This is a genomic window from Stutzerimonas kunmingensis, assembly GCF_014764705.1.
In the GTDB taxonomy this organism is placed as follows: domain Bacteria; phylum Pseudomonadota; class Gammaproteobacteria; order Pseudomonadales; family Pseudomonadaceae; genus Stutzerimonas.
This window is the reverse complement of sequence record NZ_JACXXG010000006.1, coordinates 153,232-177,418: the sequence shown is the minus strand read 5'-3', so window position 1 is coordinate 177,418 and position 24,187 is coordinate 153,232. Positions and strand designations below refer to the sequence as shown.

25 protein-coding genes, 1 tRNA gene and 1 pseudogene are annotated in these 24,187 nt (G+C 64.5%); 14 read left to right on the top strand and 13 right to left on the bottom strand.

The genetic code is table 11. From position 1 onward, the window contains the following. On the top strand, positions 1-233 hold a 233-nt coding region (locus IEG05_RS08060), incomplete at its 5' end, for a transposase (RefSeq protein ID WP_191121869.1). Between the two features lie 56 nt (positions 234-289). Here IEG05_RS08060 and IEG05_RS08055 read toward each other — a convergent pair. Continuing rightward, positions 290-1,396 carry a TRAP transporter substrate-binding protein gene (locus IEG05_RS08055; RefSeq protein WP_046620790.1) on the bottom strand — a complete coding sequence of 369 codons (1,107 nt, stop codon included), beginning with the start codon at positions 1,394-1,396 and terminating at the stop codon, positions 290-292. Between the two features lie 293 nt (positions 1,397-1,689). On the opposite strand from IEG05_RS08055, the gene IEG05_RS08050 reads away from it, so the two are divergent. From IEG05_RS08050 to IEG05_RS08035, 4 genes are all read left to right on the top strand, one after another. After that, the gene (locus IEG05_RS08050; protein ID WP_046620789.1) at positions 1,690-2,241 is read left to right on the top strand and encodes a TRAP transporter small permease subunit; all 552 of its coding nucleotides are present in this window, start codon (positions 1,690-1,692) and stop codon (positions 2,239-2,241) included. After that, positions 2,234-3,610: a TRAP transporter large permease gene (locus tag IEG05_RS08045; RefSeq protein ID WP_191121868.1), complete on the top strand. Its 1,377-nt coding sequence runs from the start codon at positions 2,234-2,236 to the stop codon at positions 3,608-3,610. Before IEG05_RS08050 ends, IEG05_RS08045 begins: the two co-directional genes overlap by 8 nt. Positions 3,611-3,701: 91 nt before the next feature. Beyond that, entirely contained in the window at positions 3,702-4,934 is a 1,233-nt protein-coding gene (locus IEG05_RS08040; protein ID WP_046620815.1) for a methyltransferase, read from the top strand. A gap of 70 nt (positions 4,935-5,004) precedes the next feature. Continuing rightward, positions 5,005-5,080: transfer RNA gene (locus IEG05_RS08035), tRNA-Thr, on the top strand. Between the two features lie 146 nt (positions 5,081-5,226). Here the strand turns inward: IEG05_RS08035 and IEG05_RS08030 are convergent. Beyond that, positions 5,227-6,438 carry an MFS transporter gene (locus IEG05_RS08030; protein WP_191121867.1) on the bottom strand — a complete coding sequence of 404 codons (1,212 nt, stop codon included), beginning with the start codon at positions 6,436-6,438 and terminating at the stop codon, positions 5,227-5,229. 83 nt (positions 6,439-6,521) lie between these two features. Between IEG05_RS08030 and IEG05_RS08025 the strand changes: the two genes are divergently transcribed. Both IEG05_RS08025 and IEG05_RS08020 read left to right on the top strand, forming a co-directional pair. Continuing rightward, complete coding sequence (locus tag IEG05_RS08025) at positions 6,522-7,517, top strand: LysR family transcriptional regulator (protein ID WP_191121866.1); 996 nt, start codon at positions 6,522-6,524, stop codon at positions 7,515-7,517. Between the two features lie 74 nt (positions 7,518-7,591). Next, on the top strand, positions 7,592-7,987 hold the full coding sequence (locus IEG05_RS08020; RefSeq protein WP_191121865.1) for a hypothetical protein: 396 nt from the start codon (positions 7,592-7,594) through the stop codon (positions 7,985-7,987). Between the two features lie 21 nt (positions 7,988-8,008). On the opposite strand, the gene IEG05_RS08015 is transcribed toward IEG05_RS08020, so the two are convergent. Further along, a complete protein-coding gene (locus IEG05_RS08015; RefSeq protein WP_046618062.1) occupies positions 8,009-8,566 on the bottom strand; it encodes a nucleotidyltransferase family protein in 558 nt (185 codons plus the stop codon). Positions 8,567-8,685: 119 nt separating this feature from the next. Between IEG05_RS08015 and IEG05_RS08010 the strand changes: the two genes are divergently transcribed. Continuing rightward, positions 8,686-8,910 (top strand): DUF2188 domain-containing protein, encoded by a 225-nt coding sequence (locus tag IEG05_RS08010; protein ID WP_191121864.1) that lies wholly within the window; start codon positions 8,686-8,688, stop codon positions 8,908-8,910. 18 nt (positions 8,911-8,928) lie between these two features. Here the strand turns inward: IEG05_RS08010 and IEG05_RS08005 are convergent. The 3 genes and pseudogenes from IEG05_RS08005 to IEG05_RS07995 form a co-directional block, all read right to left on the bottom strand. Beyond that, positions 8,929-9,048, bottom strand: a pseudogene (locus IEG05_RS08005) (TOBE domain-containing protein); the annotation flags it as partial. A gap of 7 nt (positions 9,049-9,055) precedes the next feature. Further along, on the bottom strand, positions 9,056-9,694 hold the full coding sequence (locus IEG05_RS08000; protein ID WP_046618064.1) for a peroxiredoxin: 639 nt from the start codon (positions 9,692-9,694) through the stop codon (positions 9,056-9,058). 46 nt (positions 9,695-9,740) lie between these two features. Then, complete coding sequence (locus IEG05_RS07995) at positions 9,741-10,316, bottom strand: RBBP9/YdeN family alpha/beta hydrolase (protein WP_046618065.1); 576 nt, start codon at positions 10,314-10,316, stop codon at positions 9,741-9,743. 257 nt (positions 10,317-10,573) lie between these two features. On the opposite strand from IEG05_RS07995, the gene oscA reads away from it, so the two are divergent. The 6 genes from oscA to IEG05_RS07965 all read left to right on the top strand — a co-directional run bounded on the left by oscA (position 10,574) and on the right by IEG05_RS07965 (position 15,949). After that, positions 10,574-10,753: a sulfur starvation response protein OscA gene (gene oscA / locus IEG05_RS07990; protein ID WP_011911457.1), complete on the top strand. Its 180-nt coding sequence runs from the start codon at positions 10,574-10,576 to the stop codon at positions 10,751-10,753. 268 nt (positions 10,754-11,021) lie between these two features. Then, the gene (locus IEG05_RS07985) at positions 11,022-12,020 is read left to right on the top strand and encodes a sulfate ABC transporter substrate-binding protein (protein ID WP_046618066.1); all 999 of its coding nucleotides are present in this window, start codon (positions 11,022-11,024) and stop codon (positions 12,018-12,020) included. 136 nt (positions 12,021-12,156) lie between these two features. Next, entirely contained in the window at positions 12,157-12,972 is an 816-nt protein-coding gene (gene cysT, locus IEG05_RS07980; RefSeq protein WP_046618067.1) for a sulfate ABC transporter permease subunit CysT, read from the top strand. 13 nt (positions 12,973-12,985) lie between these two features. Further along, entirely contained in the window at positions 12,986-13,861 is an 876-nt protein-coding gene (gene cysW / locus IEG05_RS07975) for a sulfate ABC transporter permease subunit CysW (protein WP_046618068.1), read from the top strand. A 2-nt stretch (positions 13,862-13,863) separates the two neighbouring features. After that, positions 13,864-14,850 carry a sulfate/molybdate ABC transporter ATP-binding protein gene (locus tag IEG05_RS07970; RefSeq protein ID WP_046618069.1) on the top strand — a complete coding sequence of 329 codons (987 nt, stop codon included), beginning with the start codon at positions 13,864-13,866 and terminating at the stop codon, positions 14,848-14,850. 109 nt (positions 14,851-14,959) lie between these two features. Next, a complete protein-coding gene (locus tag IEG05_RS07965; RefSeq protein ID WP_046618070.1) occupies positions 14,960-15,949 on the top strand; it encodes a 2-hydroxyacid dehydrogenase in 990 nt (329 codons plus the stop codon). A gap of 144 nt (positions 15,950-16,093) precedes the next feature. Here IEG05_RS07965 and IEG05_RS07960 read toward each other — a convergent pair whose 3' ends face one another. The 7 genes from IEG05_RS07960 to IEG05_RS07930 form a co-directional block, all read right to left on the bottom strand. Then, positions 16,094-16,777 carry a uracil-DNA glycosylase family protein gene (locus IEG05_RS07960; RefSeq protein ID WP_191121863.1) on the bottom strand — a complete coding sequence of 228 codons (684 nt, stop codon included), beginning with the start codon at positions 16,775-16,777 and terminating at the stop codon, positions 16,094-16,096. Positions 16,778-16,787: 10 nt separating this feature from the next. Next, on the bottom strand, positions 16,788-17,324 hold the full coding sequence (locus IEG05_RS07955; RefSeq protein WP_046618072.1) for a DUF3299 domain-containing protein: 537 nt from the start codon (positions 17,322-17,324) through the stop codon (positions 16,788-16,790). 53 nt (positions 17,325-17,377) lie between these two features. Beyond that, complete coding sequence (locus IEG05_RS07950; protein ID WP_003297756.1) at positions 17,378-17,629, bottom strand: GlsB/YeaQ/YmgE family stress response membrane protein; 252 nt, start codon at positions 17,627-17,629, stop codon at positions 17,378-17,380. A gap of 85 nt (positions 17,630-17,714) precedes the next feature. After that, positions 17,715-18,800, bottom strand: a complete 1,086-nt coding sequence (locus tag IEG05_RS07945) for a 5-(carboxyamino)imidazole ribonucleotide synthase (RefSeq protein ID WP_191121862.1) — start codon at positions 18,798-18,800, stop codon at positions 17,715-17,717. Between the two features lie 104 nt (positions 18,801-18,904). Continuing rightward, positions 18,905-19,393: a 5-(carboxyamino)imidazole ribonucleotide mutase gene (gene purE, locus IEG05_RS07940; RefSeq protein WP_014822018.1), complete on the bottom strand. Its 489-nt coding sequence runs from the start codon at positions 19,391-19,393 to the stop codon at positions 18,905-18,907. Between the two features lie 148 nt (positions 19,394-19,541). Further along, positions 19,542-22,034 (bottom strand): ATP-binding protein, encoded by a 2,493-nt coding sequence (locus IEG05_RS07935; RefSeq protein ID WP_191121861.1) that lies wholly within the window; start codon positions 22,032-22,034, stop codon positions 19,542-19,544. A gap of 171 nt (positions 22,035-22,205) precedes the next feature. After that, on the bottom strand, positions 22,206-24,128 hold the full coding sequence (locus IEG05_RS07930; RefSeq protein ID WP_191121860.1) for a bifunctional sugar phosphate isomerase/epimerase/4-hydroxyphenylpyruvate dioxygenase family protein: 1,923 nt from the start codon (positions 24,126-24,128) through the stop codon (positions 22,206-22,208). Between the last annotated feature and the right edge of the window lie 59 nt (positions 24,129-24,187).

Genomic DNA, 24,187 nt, shown 5'->3' with positions numbered 1-24,187 from the left:
CCTGGTTGCGGCACGCCCGGGACAGCGGCCTCGCGCCGCTACAGCGCTTCGCTCGCAACCTGCGCAAATACGCCCGAGGCATCCTCGCCAGTGCCAACTTCCATATGCATACCAGCGTCCTTGAGGGCGTCAACAACCGCATCAAGGTGATCAAGCGTATGGCCTATGGTTTTCGGGACTCGGAATACTTTTTCCTGAAAATCAAGGCTGCCTTCCCCGGGAAAGCGCGATGAACCAAAAAAAACGCCACACCGTTGCCGGAGTGGCGTTTTCGCATCCGGGGCAGCTATCAGCCGCGGATGTTGTAGATGTCCTTCTCGTTCAGCTCGGCGTATTCATACAGCCGCTTGAGATAGGCACTCTGCTGTTCCCACACCTTGGCCGCCACTGGATCGGCGTTGGCGGAGGCGTCGACCACTTCGGCCGCCACTTCCTTCAGGCGGGCCAGCACTTCGTCCGGCAGACGACGCACTTCGACGCCCTGCTCGCGCAGCTGCTCAAGCGCTTCCATGTTCTTGGCGTTGTAGTCATCGAGCATGTCGCCGTTGACGTCACGCGCCGCGGCACGAACGATGGCCTTCAAATCATCCGGCAGGGTTTCCCAGGCCTTGAGATTCACATCCAGCTCGAAGGTGACGTTCGGCTCCTGCCAGCCCGGGGTGTAGTAGTACTTGGAAGCCTTGTGCAGGCCCAGGGCGAGGTCGTTGTATGGGCCGATCCACTCGGTGGCGTCGATCGCGCCGGTCTGCAAGGCGGTGAAGATCTCGCCAGCCGGCATGTTCACCACGGTACCACCCATCTTGGTCAGCACTTCGCCGCCCAGGCCCGGGGTACGCATCTTCAGGCCCTTGAAGTCTTCGACCGAGTTGATTTCCTTGTTGAACCAACCGGCGGTCTGCACGCCAGTCGCGCCACAGGCCATCGGCAGTACGCCGTAGGGCTTGTAGACCTCTTCCCACAGCTGCATGCCGCCGCCACGATGCAGCCAGGCATTCATTTCCTGCGCGTTCGGGCCGAACGGCAGGGCGCAGAAGAACTGCGCGGCCGGGACCTTGCCTTTCCAGTAGTAAGGTGCGCCATGACCCATTTCGGCGGTGCCGCGCGATACCGCGTCGAACACTTCCAGCGCCGGGACCAGTTCGCCGGCGGCATAGACCTTGACCTTCAGCCGGCCACCGCTCATTTCGTTGACCAGATTGGCGAAGCGCTCGGCACCGACGCCTACGCCAGGGAAGTTCTTCGGCCAGGAGGTGACCATCTTCCAGTTGAATGTCTGCTGCTCGCTGGCCTGCGTGCTTTCGCCCGCTGCCGGTTTCTCGCTCTTGTCATTGCAGCCAGCCAGAGCGGTGGCCGCCAGGCCTACGCCCGCGGCGGTGAGAATGTCACGACGTTTCATGAGGTTACTCCTTGTTATTTGTTCTTATTGCGCAACGGCAAGGCTACGCTTTTTGCCGGACCGCCTTGCGCCTTTCGTTCCGTTTCGAGTCCCTGAGTCAGGCTGACCGCTGGCTCGTACGGCGAAACCTGCGCCGGAAATGCATGCGCCACTCCGGGCTCGACTAACATTAGAGCCTCCAGCGCCTCAAGCCTAGCGCATAAGCTAAAAGTCGTAGGCCGATTGCTGCAAAGCGCCAGTACTGCAAGAATCGCCCTCTCCCGCCAACCTTGCGTCTACTAGAAGGACTAAAAATGTCCCACAGCCTCCCGCCCCCGCTGCGCGTGGCTGGCCTCATCGATGCGTTCAACATGCGCCTCGGCCAGCTCTGTGCCTGGATCACCCTGTTTCTCGTCATCGGTACCGCCGTCGTGGTGGTCCTGCGCTACGGTTTCGGCATCGGCGCCATCGCCCTGCAGGAAGCAGTGATGTACGGCCATGCGCTGGTGTTCATGGGCGCCGCCGCCTGGACCCTGCAACGCAACGGCCACGTTCGCGTCGACATCTTCTATCAGAAGTTCAGCAGTCGCAGGCAGACCGCCGTCGACGGCCTCGGCCACCTGCTTTTCCTGCTGCCGGTCTGCCTGTTCCTTGGCTGGAACAGCTGGGACTACGTCAGCAGCTCCTGGGCGACGCACGAAGGCTCCAACGAGTCGGGCGGGCTGAAGTTCGTCTACCTGCAGAAGAGCATCATCCTGCTGCTGGTCGGCAGCCTCGCCCTGCAGGGTCTTTCCGACCTGATCAAGGCCGGCTACCGCCTGGCCGGTCGTTTGCCTGAAGCAGAGCAGGAGGTGAAGCATGGGTGAGATCATGGCCATCCTGCTGTTCATCAGCATCTGCTTCGCCCTGATGTCCGGGTACCCGGTCGCCTTCACCCTTGGCGGCATGGCACTCCTGTTCGCAGGCATTGGCGTGGTCACCGGCTCGTTCGACGTGGGTTATCTGCACGCGTTGCCGAACCGCATCTTCGGCATCATGAACAACCAGACGATGCTGGCGGTACCGCTATTCGTCTTCATGGGCGTGATGCTGGAGAAATCGCGCGTCGCCGAAGACCTGCTGGAATCGATGTCGCGGCTGTTCGGCACCATGCGCGGCGGCCTGGCGATTTCGGTCTGCGTGGTCGGTGCGCTGCTCGCCGCGAGCACCGGCATCGTCGGCGCCACCGTGGTCACCATGGGCCTGCTGGCACTGCCGACCATGCTGCGTCGCGGCTACGACCCGGCCATCGCGACCGGCACCCTGGCCGCCACCGGCACCCTCGGCCAGATCATTCCGCCTTCGATCATTCTGGTTCTGCTCGGCGACGTGATGTCCAGCGCCTTCCAGCAGGCGCAGCTGAAGATGGGCATCTTTTCGCCGAAGACAGTGTCGGTCGGCGACCTGTTCGTCGGCGCGCTGATTCCCGGCCTCGTGCTGGTTGGCATGTACATCCTCTACCTCATCGCGGTAGCGATCTTCCAGCCGAAGAAGCTGCCCGCCTTGCCGCAGGAAGAACTGGGCCCGATCGAATGGGGCAAGCTGATCGGCGCGCTGCTGCCACCGCTGGCGCTGATCACTGCCGTGCTTGGCTCGATTCTGGCGGGCTATGCGACTCCGACCGAGGCTGCAGCGATCGGCGCCCTGGGCGCGACCTTGCTGTCGATCACCAAGGGTCAGCTGAATTTCGCCCAGCTCAAGCAGGTAGCTTTCGGCACCACCGAAATCACCTCGATGGTGTTCCTCATCCTCATCGGTGCGTCGCTGTTCTCCCTGGTGTTCCGCGGCTTTGGCGGTGAAGCGCTGATCGAAGACGCGCTGCATTCGCTGCCTGGCGGTGTGCTCGGCGCCTTCCTGGTGGTGATGCTGGTCATCTTCCTGCTGGGCTTCATTCTCGACTTCATCGAAATCATCTTCGTGGTGGTGCCCATCGTCGGCCCGATCCTGCTGGCCATGGGCCTGGACCCGGTCTGGCTCGGCGTGATGTTCGCCATCAACCTGCAGACGTCGTTCCTCACCCCGCCCTTCGGCTTCTCGCTGTTCTACCTGCGCGGCGTCACGCCCCGCAGCGTACCGACCAGCGTGATGTACAAGGGCGTGCTGCCGTTCATCCTGATCCAGATCGGCATGCTGGTGGTGGCCTACATATGGCCTGGACTCGTTACCTGGCTGCCGGAACAGGTCTACGGCCAGTAACTGCAAATGCAACGCCCGTCCTCGACGGGCGTTGTGCTTACTGGCGCAGCATGCCGCTACAATCGGCACCCGCCCGAACACCTGCCTGCTGATGACTGCCTCCCCTTCCCTGCTCGAACGCTTCCAGGCACTCGACCGTTTCCTGAGCGCGCACCAGGCTCTCTGGCGTCCGCGTCCATTCGTCTGCCGAAGCCTGCCCTGGGAAAACGACTACCCGGAGCTCGCCGCCTGGCTCCGGGCACGCTCGCTGGCCGACGCCGAAGCTGCGCACAACCAACCAAGCGAACTTGCCGCACCAGCGCCTTTCCCGCAGCTGGCTGAACTCGCCGGGGAACTGAGCCAGATCGACGAACTGCCCGCAAGCGAGCCACCGGGTGTGGCTCATCGCCAGAAACTCGACATACCGGGACGCAAATCGGCGCAGATCCAGGCGTTCGGCGCGCGTCTGCACTTTCGCGAAACGCCGCGGCACTGGCTCGACTGGTGCTCGGGTAAGGGTCATCTCGGCCGGCATCTGGCCAGAAACGGCGCGGCACTGACCTGCCTTGAGTGGGACGAAGCGCTGGTCAACGCCGGCGACAAGCTGAGCGAACGACTCGGCGTCGACGCGACGCACCGCTGCCAGGATGTGCTGGCTTCCGATGCTGGGGAGCAGCTGCACGCCACGCATACGCCAGTCGCCCTGCATGCCTGCGGCGACCTCCATGTTCGCCTGCTGCAACTGGCCGTCGCCAAACAATGCCGCCAGCTTGCGGTGGCACCCTGCTGCTACAACCGCATCACCGATGAGCACTACATCCCACTGTCACAGACAGCCGGCGCTTCGTCCTTGCAGCTCACGCGCGATGACCTCGGTTTGCCCTTGAGCGAAACCGTCACCGCGGGCGCACGCGAACGGCGCAACCGCGACCAGTCCATGGCCTGGCGCCTGGGCTTCGACATCCTGCAGCGCCACCTGCGCCAGCAGGACGAATACCTGCCGACCCCGTCGCTGCCCGGCGCCTGGCTGAAGAAAGACTTCGCCGACTACTGCCGCGACCTCGCCACGCTCAAGCAACTACCCGCGCCCGGTGACGAGGACTGGCCGGCACTGGAGCGCACAGGCTGGCAGCGCCTAGCCGAAGTTCGCAACCTGGAACTGGTGCGCGGCCTGTTCCGCCGCCCGCTCGAACTCTGGCTGTTGCTCGACCGAGCATTACTGCTGGAAGAACAGGGCTACCGCGTTCGCCTGGGCACCTTCTGCCCCAGCCAACTGACGCCGCGCAACCTGCTCTTGCTCGCCGAACTCGACGCGCCCGCGCAGAATGTGAAGCGGCCTGAATAAGCCACTGCAAGTCACCGTAACCAAACGGTTTACTCGCCGCGCGCAATGGATATAATGGCGACCCTCAAATGCCGGTATAGCTCAGCTGGTAGAGCAACTGACTTGTAATCAGTAGGTCCCGGGTTCGACTCCTGGTGCCGGCACCACGATTTGAAGGCTCGCAGAAATGCGGGCCTTTTTCGTTTTAGACTGAGATCGCAATACTCGACGACCAATTCAGCCGAGCAGCTTGCGATGCCGCAGATGCACGTAGCGACGCGCATCTCGTGGCATCGGCCGTGCTCGGTGGCAGTCAAGGTGCAACCCGTCGTACAAGACGCGCCGCCAGTGCGCCTATGGATGCCAGGGTCGCCAGCACGACCACGCCATTCCAGCCCCATTGTCCAAGCGCCAGGCTGCCCAGTCCCGCACCGGTCGCCATCCCTACGAAAACACCGGTGAACAGCACGGCATTCAAGCGACTGCGCGCCGGCGGATCGATGCCGTAGACGATGGTCTGATGAGCGACCAAGGTCGCCTGGATGCCGAAATCGAAGCCGATGGCGGCCACCACGATCACCCCCAACTGGATCTCCGGCGGCACCACTCCGACCAAGCCGAGGGCAGCGAAGGATGCGGCAGTCAGCGCCGCGCCCAGGCGTGTCACGCGCTCCGGTCCGCGGCGATCGGCCAAGCGACCGGCCAAGGGTGCGGCGAGTGCGCCAGCGGCACCTGCCAGGCCAAACGCGCCGGCCGCGGCGCTACCGAGTTCGAAATCGGCATGCAGCATGACGGCAAGCGTCGACCAGAATGCACTGAAGGCAACGGACAACAGGCCCTGGGAAACGGCCGCGCGGCGCAGGGACGGATGTAGCGACCAGAGTTTGAGCATGGAGCCGAGCAAGGCGCCGTAGCCCAGCGACGAGGTCGGGGAGAACCGTGGCAACCCGCGCCAGGCGGCGAGCCCGATCAAGCCAATCGAGCCAGCCGCGAGCGCATAAACGGCACGCCAGCCGAGTTGCTCGGCGATCAGGCCGCTCATGACCCGCGAGAGCAGAATGCCCAGCAGCAGGCCGGTCATGACCGTGCCCACGACCCTGCCGCGTTGCGATTCGGGCGCCAGGGTCGCGGCCGCTGGAACGATGTCCTGTGCCAGGGTCGCGGCAAGGCCGATCACCAGGCTCGCAGCGAGCAATGTACCGACGCCCGGCGCGATGCTGCCGAGCAGCAGAGCCAGCATGAGCAGCACCGCCTTCGCCAGAATGATCCCGCGCCGGTCATAACGGTCACCCAGCGGCGCCAGGAGCAGAATGCCGAGCGCATAACCAAGCTGCGTCAGCATCGGAACCATGCCGACAGCGCCTTCGCTGGCCCGGATATCCGCACCGAGCACACCGAGGATCGGCTGGCTGTAATAGAGCGTCGCGACGCTGAAGCCGGCGCCTGATGCCAGGAGCAGAACAAACCCAGGCGAGAGCAGAACCGAGCTGTTGGCGAGCGCCGGGGATGAATATGAGGAAGTCATGAGAAGGGTCCGGTCCGAACAGTGTCTGGTCATTCTCCATGTGCATGATCGACTGCTGTAGTAGGCTCATCTGCAGATCCGTTATGCGAGACACGTATGAACGACTACTCGACGGCTGGCATCGATCGCATCGATCTCTTGCGAACGTTCATCAGAATCGTCGATGCCGGCAGTCTCTCGGCGGCGGCGCGCAACTGGGCACCACCCAACCCACGGTCAGTCGCCGGCTGCAGGCGCTGGAGCGGTCGCTCGGCCTGCAACTGCTCAATCGCTCGACCCACCGCATGCAGCTCACCGGTGATGGTGAGCGTTGCTACGGTTTCGCCCGACAGGTCCTTGAAAGCTGGAGCGAGATGGAAGCCGAGCTGCTCGGCGCGCGTGACGACCCGCGCGGCACGCTTCGGGTGCAGGTCCCGCACGCCTTCGGCCAGGACCAGTTGATCGCTCCGCTCGGCAGGTACCTATCGCGCTACCCGAACGTCAGCGTCGAATGGGTATTGCATGATCGCTCGCCCAACTTCACGGCCGAGGGAATCGATTGCGCCATCCAGGTGGGCGTCATCGAGGACCCGTCCGTCGTTGCCATCCGCCTCGGCGAAGTCCCGCGCATTGTGGTGACCCATCCGTCGCTGGCTGGCGACGGCCCGCTGCCGAACACCACCGAGCAACTCCAGCGTCTGCCCTGGTTGGCCCTGCGGACCTACTACACCGACGAGGTTGTACTGACCTGCCAGGCGGACGGGCGCTCACATCGCTTCGCGATCCAGCCACGCATGAGCACGGACAGCCTCTACGCCCTGCGCAGTGCGGCACTGGCAGGGCTTGGCGCGTGCGTCAGCTCCGCCTGGGTGGTTGCGCAGGACATCGAAGAAGGCCGGCTGATTCAGCTCGTGCCGCAGTGGCGAGCCGCTCCCCTGCCCGTCTACCTCATCTACCCGCACGCGCGCAGCTATCCCGCCAAGCTGCGCCTGTTCGCCGAAATCATCCGTACGGACATGCCCAACCTCGTCGGCATGACCTCACCGGGCATCGACGCGCTGCAACCGGCTGGCGTCGGCGCACGGACGGCTGCCCCCTGAGCTTCTACCACCGGCATTGCCTGGTTGGACCGAGCGTGTAGAATCCCGCGCCCCGAAATTCAGGAGACAGTACGGTGGTGATTCACTATTCCGCGCCCAATGGGAATGTCGCATGCGGGCGCACCGGCTCAAGCCTCAACAGTTCCGGCGATGCTGCTCAGGTTTCCTGCAAGCTGTGCCTGCGCAGCGTGGAAAAGGCTGTGAGCGAGCCTGTACGCAAGACACCGAGCCTCGCCGAACTGAGGGCTGCCGCGAAGGCGGCGAAGACCACGGCGGGTGCACCCGCAGCCGTGGCGAAGACGGCAACGACGGCCCCCGCAGCGTCGGTAAAGGCCGCCCCGACTGCGCCCGCAACGACAGCGAAGCCGGCTTCCGTCCTGTCCGCACGCGCCGAATGGCAGAAGCGCCTGGAGCAACTGCCGGGGCACAATCGCCTGCCTCGCGGCGTAGCGCGGCAGGCGTTCATTTAGCCCCCAGAACGGCGCTGCCGGTCAGTCCTGCCGAATGCGCAGGCCTGGCCAGGTTTCAGACCAGCCCTTCGCGGCCAGGCGCTCCAGATAGACCTGTCGCTTGCCGGCACGAAAGGCCGCCGTGGGTCGGACGATCAGATCGAACAGATCGTCCAGCCCCAGCGAGGCCGCCACCTCGATCTCTTCCAGCGCTCCCAGCCTCACCCCGACTGCAGTGGCCGTTTCCGGCCAGTGGGTCATCGCGTCCACTGCCGACCGGTAGGGCTGATCCGCGTTATGCAGGTGCATGCGGGCCTGGTTCTTCACCGACCAGTTGAGCAAGCCGTCGGAGCGCCGCAGTGCCGCCTCGAGCCCGGTATCCAGCGCCTTGTCGGGCCGGTCGGGGTCGAACCAGATGACATCGATATCCGCAGGCAGCGGGCTGCTGTCACGTCCATGCAGGTGATCCCACACCGCACTGCGCACGAAACCTGCAGCCACCCAGCAATCCGGCAGGGCGAGCGCCTTCACAAGATCGAGCACCCGCATGCGCAGCGGGTCGGCCGCGATGATGGCGCGCAATCGGGCGTGCGTGTGCATGAGGTGCTCCACGAGGGCTGGCCGCACAGGCTATCAGCCTGCACGCCGCCAGTGCGCGACTCGGCGAACCGCCCCGGCCGACGCCCCTCTAAACCTGCATCACGTCAGAGGAGGCACGCATGGACAACTACCACATCAACGCCATCGATAACGGTTGGGAACTGCGCAAGCAGGGGGCGACCCGCGCCTCGAAGACCGCTGCCACCAAGGATGAGATGTTGCAGGTGACCGCAACCTTCCTCGAAGGCAAAACGGCCTCGGTGAAGATTTACAAGCAGGACGGCACCATCCAGAAGGAGCGCACCTACCCGCGCAGTGCCGATCCTCTTGAGAGTAAGGGCTGAAGCCGCCCACCCCATCCGCTACAGCTTGACGATCGACACTTTGGTGGATTTGACGAAGGCGATCACCTCGCTGCCGGCCTGCAGCTCCAGCTCGCGCACCGAGCGGGTGGTGATCACCGAGGTGACGATGCCGGCGGCGCCTCGCTCAGCGGTTAGGTTGCGGGGTCAGGCGCAGGTACGGCTTGACCGCGCGATAGCCCTTGGGAAAGCGCTGCTTGATCTCCTCTTCATCCTTGAGCGAGGGCACGATCACCACCTCGTCGCCGTCCTGCCAGTTGGCCGGGGTCGCGACCTTGTGGTTGTCGGTCAGTTGCAACGAGTCGATCACCCGCAGGATCTCGTGGAAGTTGCGCCCGGTACTCGCCGGGTAGGTGATGGTCAGCCGCACCTTCTTGTTCGGATCAATGACGAACAACGAGCGCACCGTCAGGGTGTCGCTGGCATTGGGATGAATCAGGTCGTACAGCTCGGAGACCTTGCGGTCGGCATCAGCCAGGATCGGGAAGTTGACGCGGGTGTTCTGCGTCTCGTTGATGTCGTCGATCCACTTGATGTGCGAATCCACCGGGTCCACGGACAGGGCGATGGCCTTGACGTTGCGCTTGGCGAACTCGTCCTTCAGCTTGGCGGTGAAGCCCAGTTCGGTGGTGCACACCGGGGTGAAGTCGGCCGGGTGCGAGAACAGCACACCCCAGCTGTCACTCAGCCACTCGTGGAAGCGGATGCGGCCTTCGCTGGAATCCTGTTCGAAATCGGGGGCGATATCGCCGAGGCGGATACTCATCTTCGTTCTCCTTTCTTGCGTGGGTGCTGCGTTGGTTGATAGCGATTCAGGCGCGCCGTTGCGCCTGTCGCTCGATCCGGCTCTGCAAGCGGTACAGGCTGGCGAAGCCCTGCTCCCAGCGCCGATGTCCGGAGGCCACGTTGATATGTCCGGCACCAGCCAGGATCGTGGTCTCGCTGCCCCAGGCGTGGCCCATCTCGACGGCACGCGCGGCACTGGCGGCAGTGTCGTTGTCCGAGCCGATCAGCAGGCTGGCGAATGGCAAAGGCTGGCGGGGGATCGGGGCGAAGTTGCGCAAGGGTTCCGGGCAGCCGCTGCGTTCGACATCCGCGGGTGCCACCAGCAGGGCGCCGCGCACCCGTTGCAGCAGCGGCGCAGGCGCCTGCGCCGCCCAGTGCGCAACCGTGATGCAGCCCAGGCTGTGCGCCACCAGAATGACCGGATCGTCATGAGCGGCGATGCTGCGCTGCAGCTCGGCGACCCAGTCTTCGCGACGCGGAAGGAGCCAGTCCTGCTGCTCCACTCGGGCGCTGCCCGGCAGGGTGCGTTGCCAATGGCTCTGCCAGTGCTCATCGGGCGAGCCGTGCCAGCCCGGCACGATCAGATAACGGATGCTGCGCATATCGGCGCCTCCTGTGATTCATGGTGGCCAGTCTAGACAGCAGATAGACCCACTTAAAAAGAATAACGAATTCTTTATTTATTCTTTTTAAATCTATCAAATCATCTGATAACGAACCGCTTTCTTATTCCATAAGAGTCTATAAATGTTCTTAAACAATATTTTTAAGAATATTTCGCCCGCACCTATGATCCGCTCCACGCCTTGCTGGCTACGGCCGTTCCGGTCGTCACGAAAGGCTTTCACGGAGAACAGCAATGACCGCGACCATTCGCAACCTCGAGGGGCAGGACGAAGCCAGCATCCTGCGCGAGATCCACAGTGCCCTGAGCGGCCTCAAGTTCGGCTCGGTTGAAATCACCGTGCACAACGGTCAGGTCGTGCAGATCGAGCGCAAGGAGAAGTTCCGCCTGCAGCCGACCGGCAAGAACGCCTGACCCCCCGACTACCCCATCCATCAGCCCGACTGGACCACCGGAGGGCGTGACCGTGAAACGAGCCGAGACCATGAACACGCACCGGCACTGCAGCTGTCGTCCGCGAATGCGGAGCTAATCGAGTCACTGAAAACCGCCTGACACAGCTAGACCAGGTTGCAACCCGCCAGGCTGCTTCTGCCTCGCCCTGCCTGTCTTCCAGCGTGATTTCAGCGACCGCCCCTGAAGCGCCAACACATACCAAATTAGTTTTTTCAGGAGCTGCACCATGTCCATTCGTCGCTTCGCCCTCGCCGCCCTGGCGAGCGCGCTGTTCGCCGGCCCCGCACTGGCCGCCGATACCCTGCTCAACGTGTCCTACGATCCGACGCGCGAGCTCTATGTGGAATTCAACAACGCCTTCAACAAGCACTGGCAGGCCCAGGGCCATGAGCCGATCAAGGTCCAGCAGTCCCATGGCGGCTCCGGCAAGCAGGCCCGTGCCGTCATCGATGGTCTGCGCGCCGATGTGGTGACGCTGGCCCTGGCTGGCGATATCGATGAGCTGCATCGCCTCGGCAAGCTGATCCCCGAGGATTGGCAGACCCGTTTGCCGGACGCCAGCACCCCCTACACTTCGACCATTGTTTTCCTGGTGCGCAAGGGCAACCCGAAAGGCATCAAGGACTGGGACGACCTGGTCAAGCCGGGCGTCGAGGTGATCACGCCGAACCCGAAGACCTCCGGCGGCGCACGCTGGAACTTCCTTGCCGCCTGGGCCTACGCGCAGCAGAAGTTCGGCACTGAGGAACAAGCACAGGAATTCGTCGGGACGCTGTACAAGAACGTGCCCGTACTGGACACCGGCGCCCGCGGCTCGACCGTCACCTTCGTCAACAATGGCATCGGCGACGTGCTGCTGGCCTGGGAGAACGAGGCCTTTTTGGCCCTGAAGGAACAGGGCGGTGAAGACTTCGAGATCATCGCGCCGTCGCTGTCGATCCTCGCCGAGCCGCCGGTGGCCGTGGTGGACAAGAACGTCGAGCGCAAGGGCACCCGTGAAGTCGCCGAGGCCTACCTGAACTACCTGTACAGCGAGGAAGGCCAGCGCATCGCTGCGAAGAACTTCTACCGGCCACGCAACGAGGCCGTGGCGGCCGAATTCAAGGATCAGTTCCCGGCGCTAAAGCTGGTCACCATCGACGGGGATTTTGGTGGCTGGAAGGCCGCGCAGCCGAAGTTCTTCAATGATGGTGGCATCTTCGACCAGATCTACCAGACGCAGTAAGCCGTGGCTTCGTAGGGTGGATCGCGCTTCACCGATCCACCATCGCTCCCACCCGGAACGATGGTGGAAGTGAAAGGCGACTTCCACCCTACAGGCTGCGCTCGTCACGCCAGTCGCTCGAATAAAGGCAACGTCCATGTCCCGATCTACCTCCGTCATACCCGGCTTCGGGCTGACGCTGGGCTACACCCTGGTGTACCTCAGCCTGTTGGTGCTGATTCCCCTGGGTGCGCTGTTTCTCAAGACCACCGAACTCAGCTGGGCACAGTTCATAGCCATCGTCAGCGCGCCGCGCGTGCTGGCGGCGCTCAAGCTGAGCTTCGGTACCGCCTTTGCTGCCGCCGTGCTCAATGGCGTCATCGGCACGCTGCTGGCCTGGGTACTGGTGCGCTACCGTTTCCCCGGCCGCAAGATCATCGAGGCGATGATCGACCTACCGTTCGCCCTGCCGACCGCGGTGGCTGGCATTGCCCTCACCGCGCTGTATGCGCCGAACGGGCCGATCGGCCAGTTCGCTACGCAGCTGGGCTTCAAGATCGCCTATAGCCCGCTGGGCATCACCCTGGCGCTGACGTTCGTCACCCTGCCCTTCGTGGTGCGCACGATCCAGCCGGTGCTGGCCGACATACCCGGTGAAGTGGAAGAAGCCGCAGCTTGCCTCGGCGCGCGTCCGTCGCAGGTGGTTCGCCACGTGCTGCTGCCGGCGCTGCTGCCCGCCTGGCTGACCGGTTTCGCCCTGGCGTTCGCCCGCGGCGTCGGCGAGTACGGCTCGGTGATCTTCATCGCCGGCAACATGCCGATGAAGACTGAAATCCTGCCGCTGCTGATCATGGTCAAGCTGGATCAGTACGACTACACCGGCGCTACGGCCATTGGCGTGTTGATGCTGGTGGTGTCGTTCGTCCTGCTGCTGCTCATCAACCTGTTGCAGCGCCGCATTGCGCGTTCGTGAAGAGGCCACCGACATGACTTCCGCTTCCCTATCGGTGACTGCTACTGGCACCGCCAATGCAACGCGGCGCGGCAGCGCCCTTGGTCGTCGGCTGCTGATCATTGCCGCCTGGCTGGTGTTCCCGCTGTTCCTGCTGCTGCCCCTGTTGATCGTCATCAGCGAGGCCTTGAAGCAGGGCTTCGGCACCTTCTTCGACGCGATCTTCGAGCCCGACGCCCTGGCCGCGCTCAAGCTCACCCTGCTCGCCGTGGGCATCTCGGTGCCGCTCAATATGGTGTTCGGCGTCGCCGCCGCCTGGTGCGTGAGCAAGTACGAGTTCCGCGGCAAGAGCCTGCTGGTGACCCTGATAGACCTGCCGTTCTCGGTCTCCCCGGTCATCGCCGGCCTGATCTACGTGCTCTTGTTCGGCGCCCAGGGCTATTTCGGCGAGTGGCTGAGTGATCGCGATATCCAGATCGTCTTCGCCGTGCCGGGCATCGTCCTGGCGACGCTGTTCGTCACCGTGCCCTTCGTCGCCCGTGAGCTGATCCCGCTGATGCAGGAACAGGGCAGCACCGGGGAAGAAGCCGCGCGGCTGCTCGGCGCCAGCGGCTGGCAGATGTTCTGGCACATCACGCTGCCGAACATCAAATGGGGCCTGATCTACGGCGTGGTGCTCTGCACCGCGCGGGCAATGGGCGAGTTCGGCGCGGTGTCGGTGGTCTCCGGGCATATCCGCGGGCTGACCAACACCCTGCCGCTGCACGTCGAGATTCTCTACAACGAATACAACCACGTCGCCGCGTTCAGCGTGGCCAGCCTGCTGCTGGCTCTGGCGCTGGTGATCCTGCTGCTCAAGCAGTGGAGCGAGTCGCGTATCGCCCGCCTGCACGCCAACGCCGAGGACTGACCATGTCGATCGAGATCAGCAACATCAACAAGCGTTTCGGCCAGTTCCAGGCATTGAACGCCATCAACCTGCACATCCAGAGCGGCGAGCTGGTCGCCCTGCTCGGCCCGTCCGGCTGCGGCAAGACCAGCCTGCTGCGCATCATCGCCGGGCTGGAAACGCCGGACAATGGCAGCATTGTCTTCCATGGCGAGGACGTTTCCAGCCGCGATGTGCGCGACCGCAACGTCGGCTTCGTCTTCCAGCATTACGCACTGTTCCGCCACATGACGGTGTTCGACAACGTCGCCTTTGGCCTGCGCATGAAGCCAAAGAAGCAGCGGCCGAGCGAAGCGGTGATCGCCACCAAGGTTCACGAGTTGCTGAATCTAGTGCAGCTGGACTGGCTCGCCGATCGCTACCCCGAGCAGCTCTCCGGCGGCCAGCGCCAGCGCATCGCCCTGGCCCGCGCGCTGGCGGTGGAGCCCAAGGTGTTGCTGCTCGACGAGCCGTTCGGTGCGCTGGACGCCAAGGTGCGCAAGGAACTGCGCCGCTGGCTGGCCCGCCTGCACGAGGACGTGCATCTGACCAGTGTGTTCGTCACCCATGACCAGGAAGAAGCAATGGAAGTCGCCGACCGCATCGTGGTGATGAACAAGGGGGTGATCGAGCAGATCGGCACGCCGGCGGAGGTCTACGCCAACCCCGCCAGCGAGTTCGTCTACCACTTTCTCGGCGACGCCAATCGGCTGCAGCTGGATGAACAGCGCAGTGTGCTGTTCCGCCCGCATGAGGTTTCCCTGAGTCGTGAAGCCGCCGCCGAGCACATGGCCGGCGAGGTGCGCGACATCCGCCCGCTTGGTGCGCTGACCCGGGTCACGCTCAAGGTTGCCGGACAGGCCGAGCCGATCGAAGCGGAGGTCGGCAATGACCACGCCAGCCTGGTAGGCGTGCGACGCGGCAGCACGCTGTACTTCCAGCCCAAGGGGCAGGCGCTGCGCGCGGGCTGATGCGCGCCGCCGCCTCGACTCGCGGTCATATCGGGCGACAGAAGCGACTTGGCCGCGGCGGGCAACTGTCGCACCCTGTCGGCAGTCGCCCCTTATCGCGAGGCTCCCGATGCGTATCACCCTGTTCAGCAGCAAGCCCTACGACCGTGACAGCTTCCGAGCCGCCAATCAGGCACATGGCTTCGAGCTGCAATTCCTCGAATCGCGCCTCGATCCCGACACCGTGGCGCTGGCCGCGGGCGCTGAGGTGGTCTGCCCGTTCGTCAATGACGTGCTGTCGGCGCCCGTGCTGGAGAGGCTCGCCGCTGGAGGCACGCGGCTGATCGCCCTGCGTTCGGCCGGCTACAACCACGTCGATCTGCCCTGTGCCCAGCGCCTCGGCCTGCCGGTAGTACGGGTGCCGGCCTATTCGCCGCATGCGGTGGCCGAGCACACCGTGGCGCTGATCCTGGCACTCAACCGGCGCCTGCCACGGGCCTACAACCGTACCCGCGAGGGCAATTTCTCGCTGCAGGGGCTGACCGGTTTCGATCTGGTGGGCAAGCGCGTCGGCGTGGTCGGCAGCGGGCAGATCGGCGCCGTGTTCGCGCGGATCATGCTCGGTTTCGGCTGTGAGATGCAGTTGTACGACCCCTTCCCCAACCCGGAACTGGAGCGCCTCGGCATGCGTTATGTGGCGCTCGACGAGCTGCTCGCCAGCAGTGATATCGTCAGCCTGCACTGCCCGCTGACCGAGCAGACCCGTCACCTGATCAACCAGCAGAGCCTGGCGACCATGAAGCCGCGCGCCATGCTGATCAACACCGGCCGTGGCGCGCTGATCGACACGCCAGCACTGATCGGCGCGCTGAAGAGCGGTCAGCTCGGCTACCTGGGCCTGGACGTCTACGAGGAAGAGGCCGGGCTGTTCTTCGAGGACCACTCCGGCCTGCCGCTGCAGGACGATGTGCTGGCGCGGCTGCTGTCGTTCCCCAACGTGATCGTCACCGCCCATCAGGCATTTCTCACCGACGACGCGCTGGCAGCGATCGCAGGCACCACGCTGGGCAATGTCGCGGCCTGGCAGGCCGGGCAGATCAGCAATCAGGTCAGCGGCTAGCGGCCTGTGCGGTGGGTTGGTTGAGGTAAGTTCGGATGAGAGGCAAGGCGCTGCGACGAGTCATAGCCAGGCTATGGTAAGGAGCAGCAACACAGTATTGGGCCATAGGCGCCGAAATTGACCAACTGAACTTGGCAAAGGCCACTAACGGACTGGTTTTTCGTCGAGCTGGCGCAGCCGCGCCTCGAGCAGCTCCGGAAAGCGCTTGAACCAGGTCTGGTTCAACGGCGAGGGATGCGGCAGCGGGTGCAGGGTGAAGGTTCGGGCCTGCCCCTGTTCGTCCTGCAGCTCGACATCGAGGCTGGCGGTGAAACGATCCTCACGTTGCCAGAAGTCTTCCAGACGCTGGCGCGCCTCACGCGGCTGGTCGATGCCGAACCAGAGAAACGCCTCGCGCCCGAGGGTGATGATGTGCCGCCCGCGCCAGTTGTCCACCAGCAACTGACGCATCAGCGGATGGAAGCGGCGCTTGACTGCCATCGACCAGGCCTTGTTGCCGACCGGCTTGTACGGCACGGTATTGATCCAGAAGTAGTGCCGCCCCAGCGCCCGCCCCGCCTCGAAATCCGGCATCTGCTCGCCATGCAGGTGGCGATAGAGCACGCGGCGGACGATCTGCCCGCCGGAGCCGATGAAGGGCTCGCCACTGCGGACCTCCTCGCGGCCTGGGTCACGACCGAAAAAGCAGAGCGGCGCATCGGCGTCGCCAAGACCGATGATTGGCTCCAGCGGATCACGCTCGAATACCTGGTAGACCGGTCGATCAATGCCATCGGTGTGCGCGGCAAGCTCGCGCAGCGCCTGACATATCTCGGTGGGTAGCGTCATTGCCTGTGGCTCAGAAGTCGCTTTCGTCGACCAGCTCGACTGCGGCGGCTTCCAGCGCATAGGCGGCATCGGCCAGATCGTTGCTGACCGGCTCGATTTGCAGGCGACCGTCCACCCACAGCGGCGCGTAGATGTCCTCCAGGGCGATGCCCTTCGGGTAGCGCACCAGCACGATCTGATTCGGTGGCGGCGGCGGTACGTGGATGCAGGCCCCGGGATAGGGCACCAGGAAGAATTCGGTGCTGCGCCCGCGCGCGTCGCTCTCCAGCGGCACTGGATAGCCGCCCAGACGGATCTCGCGGCCATTCAGTTCGGCGACGGTCTTGGCCGAGTACATCACCGCGGGCAGACCAGCCTCCTGCTTCAACCCGCCCTGATCACTGAAGCCCAAGTCTTCGGGCGTCGCGTGGTCGATCTCGGGCATTTCCTCCAGTGCCTGGCGGTCCTCGGGCGGCATCAGTTCAAGCCAGTCGAGTTCCGGCGGTGCGGTCTGGGCGTGGGAGGCGAATGTGAGGCAGCAGAGCAGTGAAAGGAAGAATGTGCGCATAAGGCAACTACGTGAAAAGAGAACGGGGCCGCAGGGCGCGGCCCCGCGGAGGATCAATGCTTGCGGCTGGTGACCATGCCGTAGATCACCAGCAGGATGATCGCACCGACCACCGCGCCGATAAAGCCTGCGCCTTCGCCCGCCTGGTATAGGCCGAGCGCCTGGCCGCCATAGGTCGCCAGCAGCGAGCCGCCGATACCGAGCAGGATGGTCATGATCCAGCCCATGCTGTCGTCGCCGGGCTTGAGGAAACGCGCGATGAGGCCAACGATGAGGCCGATGATGATGGTGCCGATGATGCCCATGGATAAGCTCCTGAGGTCCGAAAGGTGGGTAACCAATCGGACCCGAGGGCTCTGTCACCGTTCGCCGAAGCCTGACGGCCGGGCGTCAGAAATGCGGGATCAGCGTCTCTACGGCGGTGATCTGCCGGTCGAGGGTGGCGCGATCGGGGCAGCGCAGGGTGGCGTGGCCAACTTTGCGTCCGACCTTGAAGGCCTTGCCGTAGTGATGCAGATGGCAATCCTCGATGGCGATGACCTTTTCCACCGGCGGCACTTCACCAATGAAGTTGAGCATGGCGCTCTCGCCCAGCTTGGCGGTCGAGCCCAGCGGCAGACCGGCGACGGCACGCAGGTGGTTCTCGAACTGGCTGCACTCGGCGCCTTCGATGGTCCAGTGCCCGGAGTTGTGCACGCGCGGGGCGATCTCGTTGGCCTTCAGGCCGCCATCGACCTCGAAGAACTCGAAGGCCAGCACGCCGACATAGTCGAGCTGCTTGAGCACGCGACCGACGTAGTCCTCGGCCATCGCCTGCAGCGGATGGTTGCTGCTGGCCACCGACAGCCGCAGGATGCCGCTCTCGTGGCTGTTGTGCACCAGCGGATAGAAACAGGTCTCGCCATCACGCCCGCGCACGGCGATCAGCGAGACTTCGCCGGTGAACGGCACGAAGCCCTCGAGGATGCACGGCACGCTGCCCAGTTCGGCGAAGGCATTGCTCACATCAGCCGGCTTGCGCAGCAGCTTCTGACCTTTGCCGTCGTAACCCAGGGTGCGGGTCTTGAGTACCGCCGGCAGGCCGATGCTGGCCACCGCGGCGTCTAGATCGGCCTGGGACTGGATATCGGCGAACTCCGGGGTGGGAATGCCGAGATCCTTGAACATGGATTTCTCGAACCAGCGATCACGGGCGATGCGCAGCGATTCGGCGCTCGGGTAGACCGGCACGAACTGCGAGAGAAAGGCCACGGTTTCAGCCGGTACGCTCTCGAACTCGAAGGTCACCAGATCCACTTCGTCGGCCAGCCGGCGCAGGTGGTCCTTGTCGTCGTAGTCGGCGCGGATGTGCTCACCGAGGGCCTGGGCGCAGGCATCCGGTGCCGGGTCGAGGAAGGCGAAGCTCATGCCCAGCGGAGTGCCCGCCAGGGCCAGCATGCGGCCCAGCTGGCCGCCACCGATCACACCAATTTTCATATCAACGGCCCTTCAGTAGGCGGCAGATCGAGCGCGCGCGTCGCGCGGCGCAGGAAAGCAAGTTTATACCCGCCAGCGGGCGTCGCCGCGCCGGCAGGGTCGGCTCAGACGCGTGGGTCCGGGCTGTCCAGAACGGTCTGGGTCTGCTCGTCGCGGAATTTCTTCAGTGCCTGGTGATACTCGGGAAACTCGTGACCGAGGATGCTCGCCGACAGCAGCGCGGCGTTGATCGCGCCGGCCTTGCCGATGGCCAGGGTGGCGACCGGCACGCCCGCCGGCATCTGCACGATGGACAGCAGCGAATCGACGCCGGAGAGCATCGAGGATTGCACCGGCACGCCGAGCACCGGCAGGTGCGTCTTGGCGGCGCACATGCCCGGCAGATGGGCGGCACCGCCGGCGCCTGCGATGATCACGCGCAACCCGCGGGCTTCGGCCTGTTCGGCGTACTGGAAGAGCAGGTCCGGGGTGCGATGGGCGGACACCACCGTCACTTCATGGGGGATGCCCAGCTTTTCCAGCATGTCGGCGGTGTGGCTCAGTGTGGACCAGTCGGACTTGGAGCCCATGATCACGCCTACCAGTGCGCTCATCGTCGTGCCTCTCATTGGACGCCCGCGGGCGCGTCAAGAACAACAAACCACGCAAAAGAGCGTGGCCTGGACAGTCGCGGACTGACCTTGGCCGCCCGCGCGAAAGCCGCGCAGTATAGCGCAAGGCGTGACCAGCCAGTACCCCGCGCTACTGCAGCGCAGCAGGCGCCAGGCGTGGCAGTTCGATCCAGAAACGGCTGCCGACGCCAGGTTCGCTGTGCAGTCCCAGCTGGCCGTTCATCAGGCGGGCGAACTCCAGGCACAGCGACAGCCCTATGCCGGTGCCCTGGATCATGCTGTTCTCGCGCCCGAGCCGCTGGAAGGGTTCGAACACCTGCGCCTGCTGCGCGGGCTCGATGCCCAATCCCGTATCCTCGACCAACAGCCGCACATGCCCCGGGCTGGTTTCGGTACGCAGGCTGATGTGGCCATCGGGGACGTTGTACTTCATCGCGTTGGACAGCAGGTTGAGCAGCACCTGGCGCAACCGACGCGGCTCGGCAAGCACCTGCAGTGGCTCATCCGGCAACTGCAATTGCAGATGCAGGCCGCGTTGCTGAACCTCGAGCGAGACCAGTTCGGCGCACTCGCGCATCAGCTTGCAGACGTCCACCGCCTGCAGTTCGAGCTGCGCCGGTTCATTCTGCAGGCTGGACCACTCGAGAATCTCGCCCAGCAGCTGGTTGAGATGGCGGCTGGCAAGCAGGATCTCGTCGAGGTATTCCGCCGCCTCGGATTGACTCTCGTCGTCGCAGTCCATGCGCATCAGCTGGGCGAAACCGAGAATCGCATTGAGCGGCGTGCGCAGTTCATGGCTGATACCCGAGAGCAGCCGACCCTTCGCTTCGCTGGCAGCCTGGGCCTGCAGGGTCGCCGCGCGTAGTTCTTCCTCGACCCGCTTCAGCGCGTCGATATCCACATGAGTACCGGCGAGTATCTTCGCCACGCCAGTATCCGGATCATGTTCAAGCACACGCCCGCGGCTGAGCAGCCAGTGGTAGCGGCCCTGGGTATCGGCGAAGCGGTATTCGGCCTCGTAGCGCTGCTGCAGCCCGCGGCTGACGCGTTCGATCTGCGCCAGCGCCTGCGGCAAGTCGTCGGGGTGGATACGGCGACGGAACTCGCTATCGCTGAGCTGCCCCGACGGCAGGCCGAAGCGCGTCCCCATACCGCCGCGTATACGCAGCCGGTGGTTGGGCATGTCATATTCCCAGAGGCTCTCGGTCGCGCTTTCCAGCACCAGTTCCAGTCGTCGTTGCGCCTCCCAGCGCTCGGACTCGCTATAGGCCAGGCGGCTACCGATGTCCTGGGTGTGGCGGCACATTTCGTCCAGCTCGCGGATCTGCGACTCGGCCGGCTGCGGCTGCCAGCGGCCGACGCCAATCTCGCCGAGCATCCGCGAGATGCCGGCGATGGGCGTCAGCAGCGCGCCGCTGAGCTGGCGTGCGCGCAGCCACATGAGGGCGAAGAAACCGATATAGAACAGCACCAACCCGGCAATCAGCAGATAGCCGATCTGCTGATAACGGCTCGCCAGGGCATTGGTCTGGCGAAATACCGCGGCCTCATCGACCACCGCCAGCAGGTGCCAGCCGGTCTGCGCCACAGTGGTCCAGGCCACCAGCTGCGGCCGGCCGCCAAGCATCACCTGCTGTACGCCGCTGCTGGCCCCGGAGATCGCCGCGGCGAGTTCAGCGGTTTCCGGGCGGCGATCGAGCTGGAAATCCTCCGGTTTGAACACCTCGCGGCGGATGGCATCAAGATAGGAATGCTCGGTCAGCTCGGCCAGGCCGAAATCCGCTTCGCCAGGTTCGGGCAGCGCCATGATCGACAGATCATCGCTGACCAGCATGGCGTAGCCACCCCAAGGCACCTGCACCTGGCCGATCTGCTCGAGGATGCCGCTGACGGTGATGTCGATGCCGACCACGCCTTCGAGAAAATCGCCGCGGTACACCGGCGCGGTCGCCGACATCATCCAGCCGTGCCCGGCCGGGTCGAGGTAGACATCGGTCCACATTACGCCGCGCGACGGGTTGTGCTTGGCGTCTGCCAGGTAATAGAAGTTGTACTTGGGGATATCCATGTCCGCCGGGTACTGATCGAGCGTGAAGAACCACGGATAGATATGGTTGAAGCTATCCCAACTGTTGAAGTAAAGGCTGGCGACCAGCGGGTTGCGCGCCTCGATCTCCTTCATCAGCGGCTCCAGCTGCCGCAGCCTGGCGATCTTCTGCAGGTCATGCCGCTCGGGGGCGGTGGCGTTGGAATAGAACACGGCGGCGCCGCCGTCGTCGCTTGGGCTGTAGCGCACCCCGTCGTCGCTCAGGGCCAGATTGGGCGTCTGCTGCGGCGCTTCGCTCTGCAGCGCCTGCGCGGTGAGATTGCGATACAACTGGGTCAGGGAGCTGACCTGGCTTAGCTGCTCGCTGATCAGACGCGACTCGAGACTTACCGCCGCCTGCAGGTCGTTGAGCGCGGTTTCGCGCAGATGCTCGACCTGGGCGTCGCGAATGGCGTTGTTGGTCAGCAGATAGATCGCGATCAGCGCGGTCTCCACCAGCACCAGTGGGATGAGCGCGCTGCGCACGAAGGCCCGCCAGATCCATTGACGCAGGCCGGTTGGCTTTGAGGTGGGCACGATGGGCTCCAGCGGCCGCGCAAGGCGAATAATCAGCAGTAGGCGCGGCGAGGCCGTGATCATACCATCGCGCTCGCGGCGTCGAGCTAGTGGCCTGCGCGGTGAGGCAAGTTCGGATATAGATGGCTCCGAAACAAGGCGCTGGAGCCTTGCGGCGCGGGCGCCGCCATCTCAGCAGGCGCTGGCGACGCTGGTGGTGCCGGAGACCGAACGGCGGCATTGCTTGGCCATCGCCGCCAGGCGTACCGCGACATTGGCGGTGCCGTAGCCGGCGTAGCCATTGCAGCGCTGCAGGATCTCGAAGAAAAAGCGACCTTCGAACGGTTCGGTGTAGACGTGGAACAGCTCGCCACCCTCGGCATCGCGGTCGTAGAGCACGTTGTAGCGCGCCAGTTCGGCGAGCAGCGCGTCGTCGAAATCGAACCGCGCCGCCAGATCGTCGTAGTAGTTGCGCGGGATTTCCAGCAACGGCACCCCGGCCGCCTGCGCCCGGGCGACCTCGGCGAAGATGTCGTCGCAGGCGAACGCCACGTGGTGCACCCCGGCGCCACGATAACTGGACAGCGCCTGGGCGATCACGGTGTCGCGATCCTGCGAGGTGTTCAGCGGCAGCCGGACGCGGCCGCAGGGGCTACGCATGGCGCGGCACTTCATCAGCCCATAGGGATCGGGCAGCAGCAGCTCGTTGTCGGCCTCGAAATCGAACAGGCTGCGATAGAACAGCACCCAGCTGGCCAGGCTTTCGGCCGGCAGCGCGGTAGCCATGTGATCGATACGCCGCAAGCCCGCATCCTTCGGGCCGACCGCATGCAGGCGAAAGTCGATGTCGTAGTTGCTCTGCCCTGGCGCGCCGGACTCGAGCAGATAGATCAGGCTGCCGTCCGGCGCGCGCACGGCCGGAATCTGCCGCTCGTTCGGCCCGATCAGGCCACGGTAGGGCTGGCCGCCAAAGGCGCAGGCACGCGCCAGCGCCGGCCCCTCTTCGTCGATCTTCAGCGCCATTGCACACACCGAAGGGCCATGCGCCTCGAAGTAGTTGTGGGCAAACGAATAGGGCTCGGCGTTGAGCACGATATTGATCTCGCCCTGGCGAAACAGCTGCACATCCTTCGAGCGGTGCTGACCGACATGGGCGAAGCCAAGACGCTGCAGCCAGCTGCCGAGGCGCACGGCGTGCGGCTCGTCTACCGCGAACTCGAGGAAATCGATGCCTTCGTAACGCGGTGCCGGCGGTGGCGCGAACAGCGTTTGCGCCACCGCCAGGCTGCTCGAGGCACTCAGACGTTGCCCGGTTTTCTCTTCCAGGTGCTGAAGCGCACGCAGGCCGTCAGCGGCGATGCCTCGCGGCGGCGCAGCGCGGAAGCCATCGTTGAACACCTCCAGCGACAACGGGCCGCTGTAGCCGGCCTGCAGCACAGGTGCGAGAAAGCCCGCCAGGTCGAATTCGCCCTGACCGGGAAAACAACGGAAATGCCGACTCCACTGCAGTACATCCATTGCCAGCAGCGGCGCATCGGCGAGCTGTACGAAGAAGATCCGCTTGCCCGGGATATCGACAATGCCGCTCGGGTCATCGCCCAGCGCCAGCGTATGGAAACTGTCGAGAATCACCCCCAGTGCAGGATTGTCGACCTGTTGTACCAGTGACCAGACCTGCCGCCAGGTCTTCACGTGGCGGCCCCAGGCCAGCGCCTCGTAGCCCACGCGCAGCCCGCGTGCACCGGCGCGCTCGGCGATCTGGCCAAGGTCACCCACCAGTGTCTCGTTATCGCCCAGCGCATCGGCCTGGACGTTGCTGCAGAGCAGCATCAGGTCGACGCCCAGCTCGTGCATCAGGTCGAACTTGCGCTCGGCGCGATCGAGATTGCGCTGCACGCGCGCCCGCGGGCAACCCTCGAAATCACGGAACGGCTGGAACAGCGTGACGGCAATGCCCAGGTCCTCGCACAGGCGGCGGATGTCCTGCGGGCTGCCGGAGTGATAGAGCAGGTCGTTCTCGAACAGCTCGACGCCATCGAATCCAGCCGCCGCGGCGGCCTCCAGCTTCTCCGGCAGGGTGCCGCTCAGCGACACGGTGGCGATCGAGCGTTTCATGCGGTTACTCCTGTTACCGGGTGACTCGGGAAGTTGCGCGGCAGCGCTGGGGTCGACGC

What these genes read in the sequence shown, in the direction of transcription:
- IEG05_RS08000 (WP_046618064.1), bottom strand. Translation starts at nt 9,694, where the DNA reads ATGAGTATCCGCCTCGGCGATATCGCCCCCGATTTCGAACAGGATTCC.
- IEG05_RS07955 (WP_046618072.1), bottom strand. Translation starts at nt 17,324, where the DNA reads ATGCGCACATTCTTCCTTTCACTGCTCTGCTGCCTCACATTCGCCTCC.
- IEG05_RS08025 (WP_191121866.1), top strand. Translation starts at nt 6,522, where the DNA reads ATGCGAGACACGTATGAACGACTACTCGACGGCTGGCATCGATCGCAT.
- IEG05_RS08040 (WP_046620815.1), top strand. Translation starts at nt 3,702, where the DNA reads ATGACTGCCTCCCCTTCCCTGCTCGAACGCTTCCAGGCACTCGACCGT.
- IEG05_RS08045 (WP_191121868.1), top strand. Translation starts at nt 2,234, where the DNA reads ATGGGTGAGATCATGGCCATCCTGCTGTTCATCAGCATCTGCTTCGCC.
- IEG05_RS07960 (WP_191121863.1), bottom strand. Translation starts at nt 16,777, where the DNA reads ATGACGCTACCCACCGAGATATGTCAGGCGCTGCGCGAGCTTGCCGCG.
- IEG05_RS08050 (WP_046620789.1), top strand. Translation starts at nt 1,690, where the DNA reads ATGTCCCACAGCCTCCCGCCCCCGCTGCGCGTGGCTGGCCTCATCGAT.
- IEG05_RS07985 (WP_046618066.1), top strand. Translation starts at nt 11,022, where the DNA reads ATGTCCATTCGTCGCTTCGCCCTCGCCGCCCTGGCGAGCGCGCTGTTC.
- IEG05_RS08055 (WP_046620790.1), bottom strand. Translation starts at nt 1,396, where the DNA reads ATGAAACGTCGTGACATTCTCACCGCCGCGGGCGTAGGCCTGGCGGCC.
- IEG05_RS07950 (WP_003297756.1), bottom strand. Translation starts at nt 17,629, where the DNA reads ATGGGCATCATCGGCACCATCATCATCGGCCTCATCGTTGGCCTCATC.
- IEG05_RS08030 (WP_191121867.1), bottom strand. Translation starts at nt 6,438, where the DNA reads ATGACTTCCTCATATTCATCCCCGGCGCTCGCCAACAGCTCGGTTCTG.
- IEG05_RS07945 (WP_191121862.1), bottom strand. Translation starts at nt 18,800, where the DNA reads ATGAAAATTGGTGTGATCGGTGGCGGCCAGCTGGGCCGCATGCTGGCC.
- IEG05_RS07930 (WP_191121860.1), bottom strand. Translation starts at nt 24,128, where the DNA reads ATGAAACGCTCGATCGCCACCGTGTCGCTGAGCGGCACCCTGCCGGAG.
- cysW (WP_046618068.1), top strand. Translation starts at nt 12,986, where the DNA reads ATGACTTCCGCTTCCCTATCGGTGACTGCTACTGGCACCGCCAATGCA.
- IEG05_RS07965 (WP_046618070.1), top strand. Translation starts at nt 14,960, where the DNA reads ATGCGTATCACCCTGTTCAGCAGCAAGCCCTACGACCGTGACAGCTTC.
- cysT (WP_046618067.1), top strand. Translation starts at nt 12,157, where the DNA reads ATGTCCCGATCTACCTCCGTCATACCCGGCTTCGGGCTGACGCTGGGC.
- purE (WP_014822018.1), bottom strand. Translation starts at nt 19,393, where the DNA reads ATGAGCGCACTGGTAGGCGTGATCATGGGCTCCAAGTCCGACTGGTCC.
- IEG05_RS08015 (WP_046618062.1), bottom strand. Translation starts at nt 8,566, where the DNA reads ATGCACACGCACGCCCGATTGCGCGCCATCATCGCGGCCGACCCGCTG.
- IEG05_RS07970 (WP_046618069.1), top strand. Translation starts at nt 13,864, where the DNA reads ATGTCGATCGAGATCAGCAACATCAACAAGCGTTTCGGCCAGTTCCAG.
- oscA (WP_011911457.1), top strand. Translation starts at nt 10,574, where the DNA reads ATGACCGCGACCATTCGCAACCTCGAGGGGCAGGACGAAGCCAGCATC.
- IEG05_RS07995 (WP_046618065.1), bottom strand. Translation starts at nt 10,316, where the DNA reads ATGCGCAGCATCCGTTATCTGATCGTGCCGGGCTGGCACGGCTCGCCC.
- IEG05_RS08010 (WP_191121864.1), top strand. Translation starts at nt 8,686, where the DNA reads ATGGACAACTACCACATCAACGCCATCGATAACGGTTGGGAACTGCGC.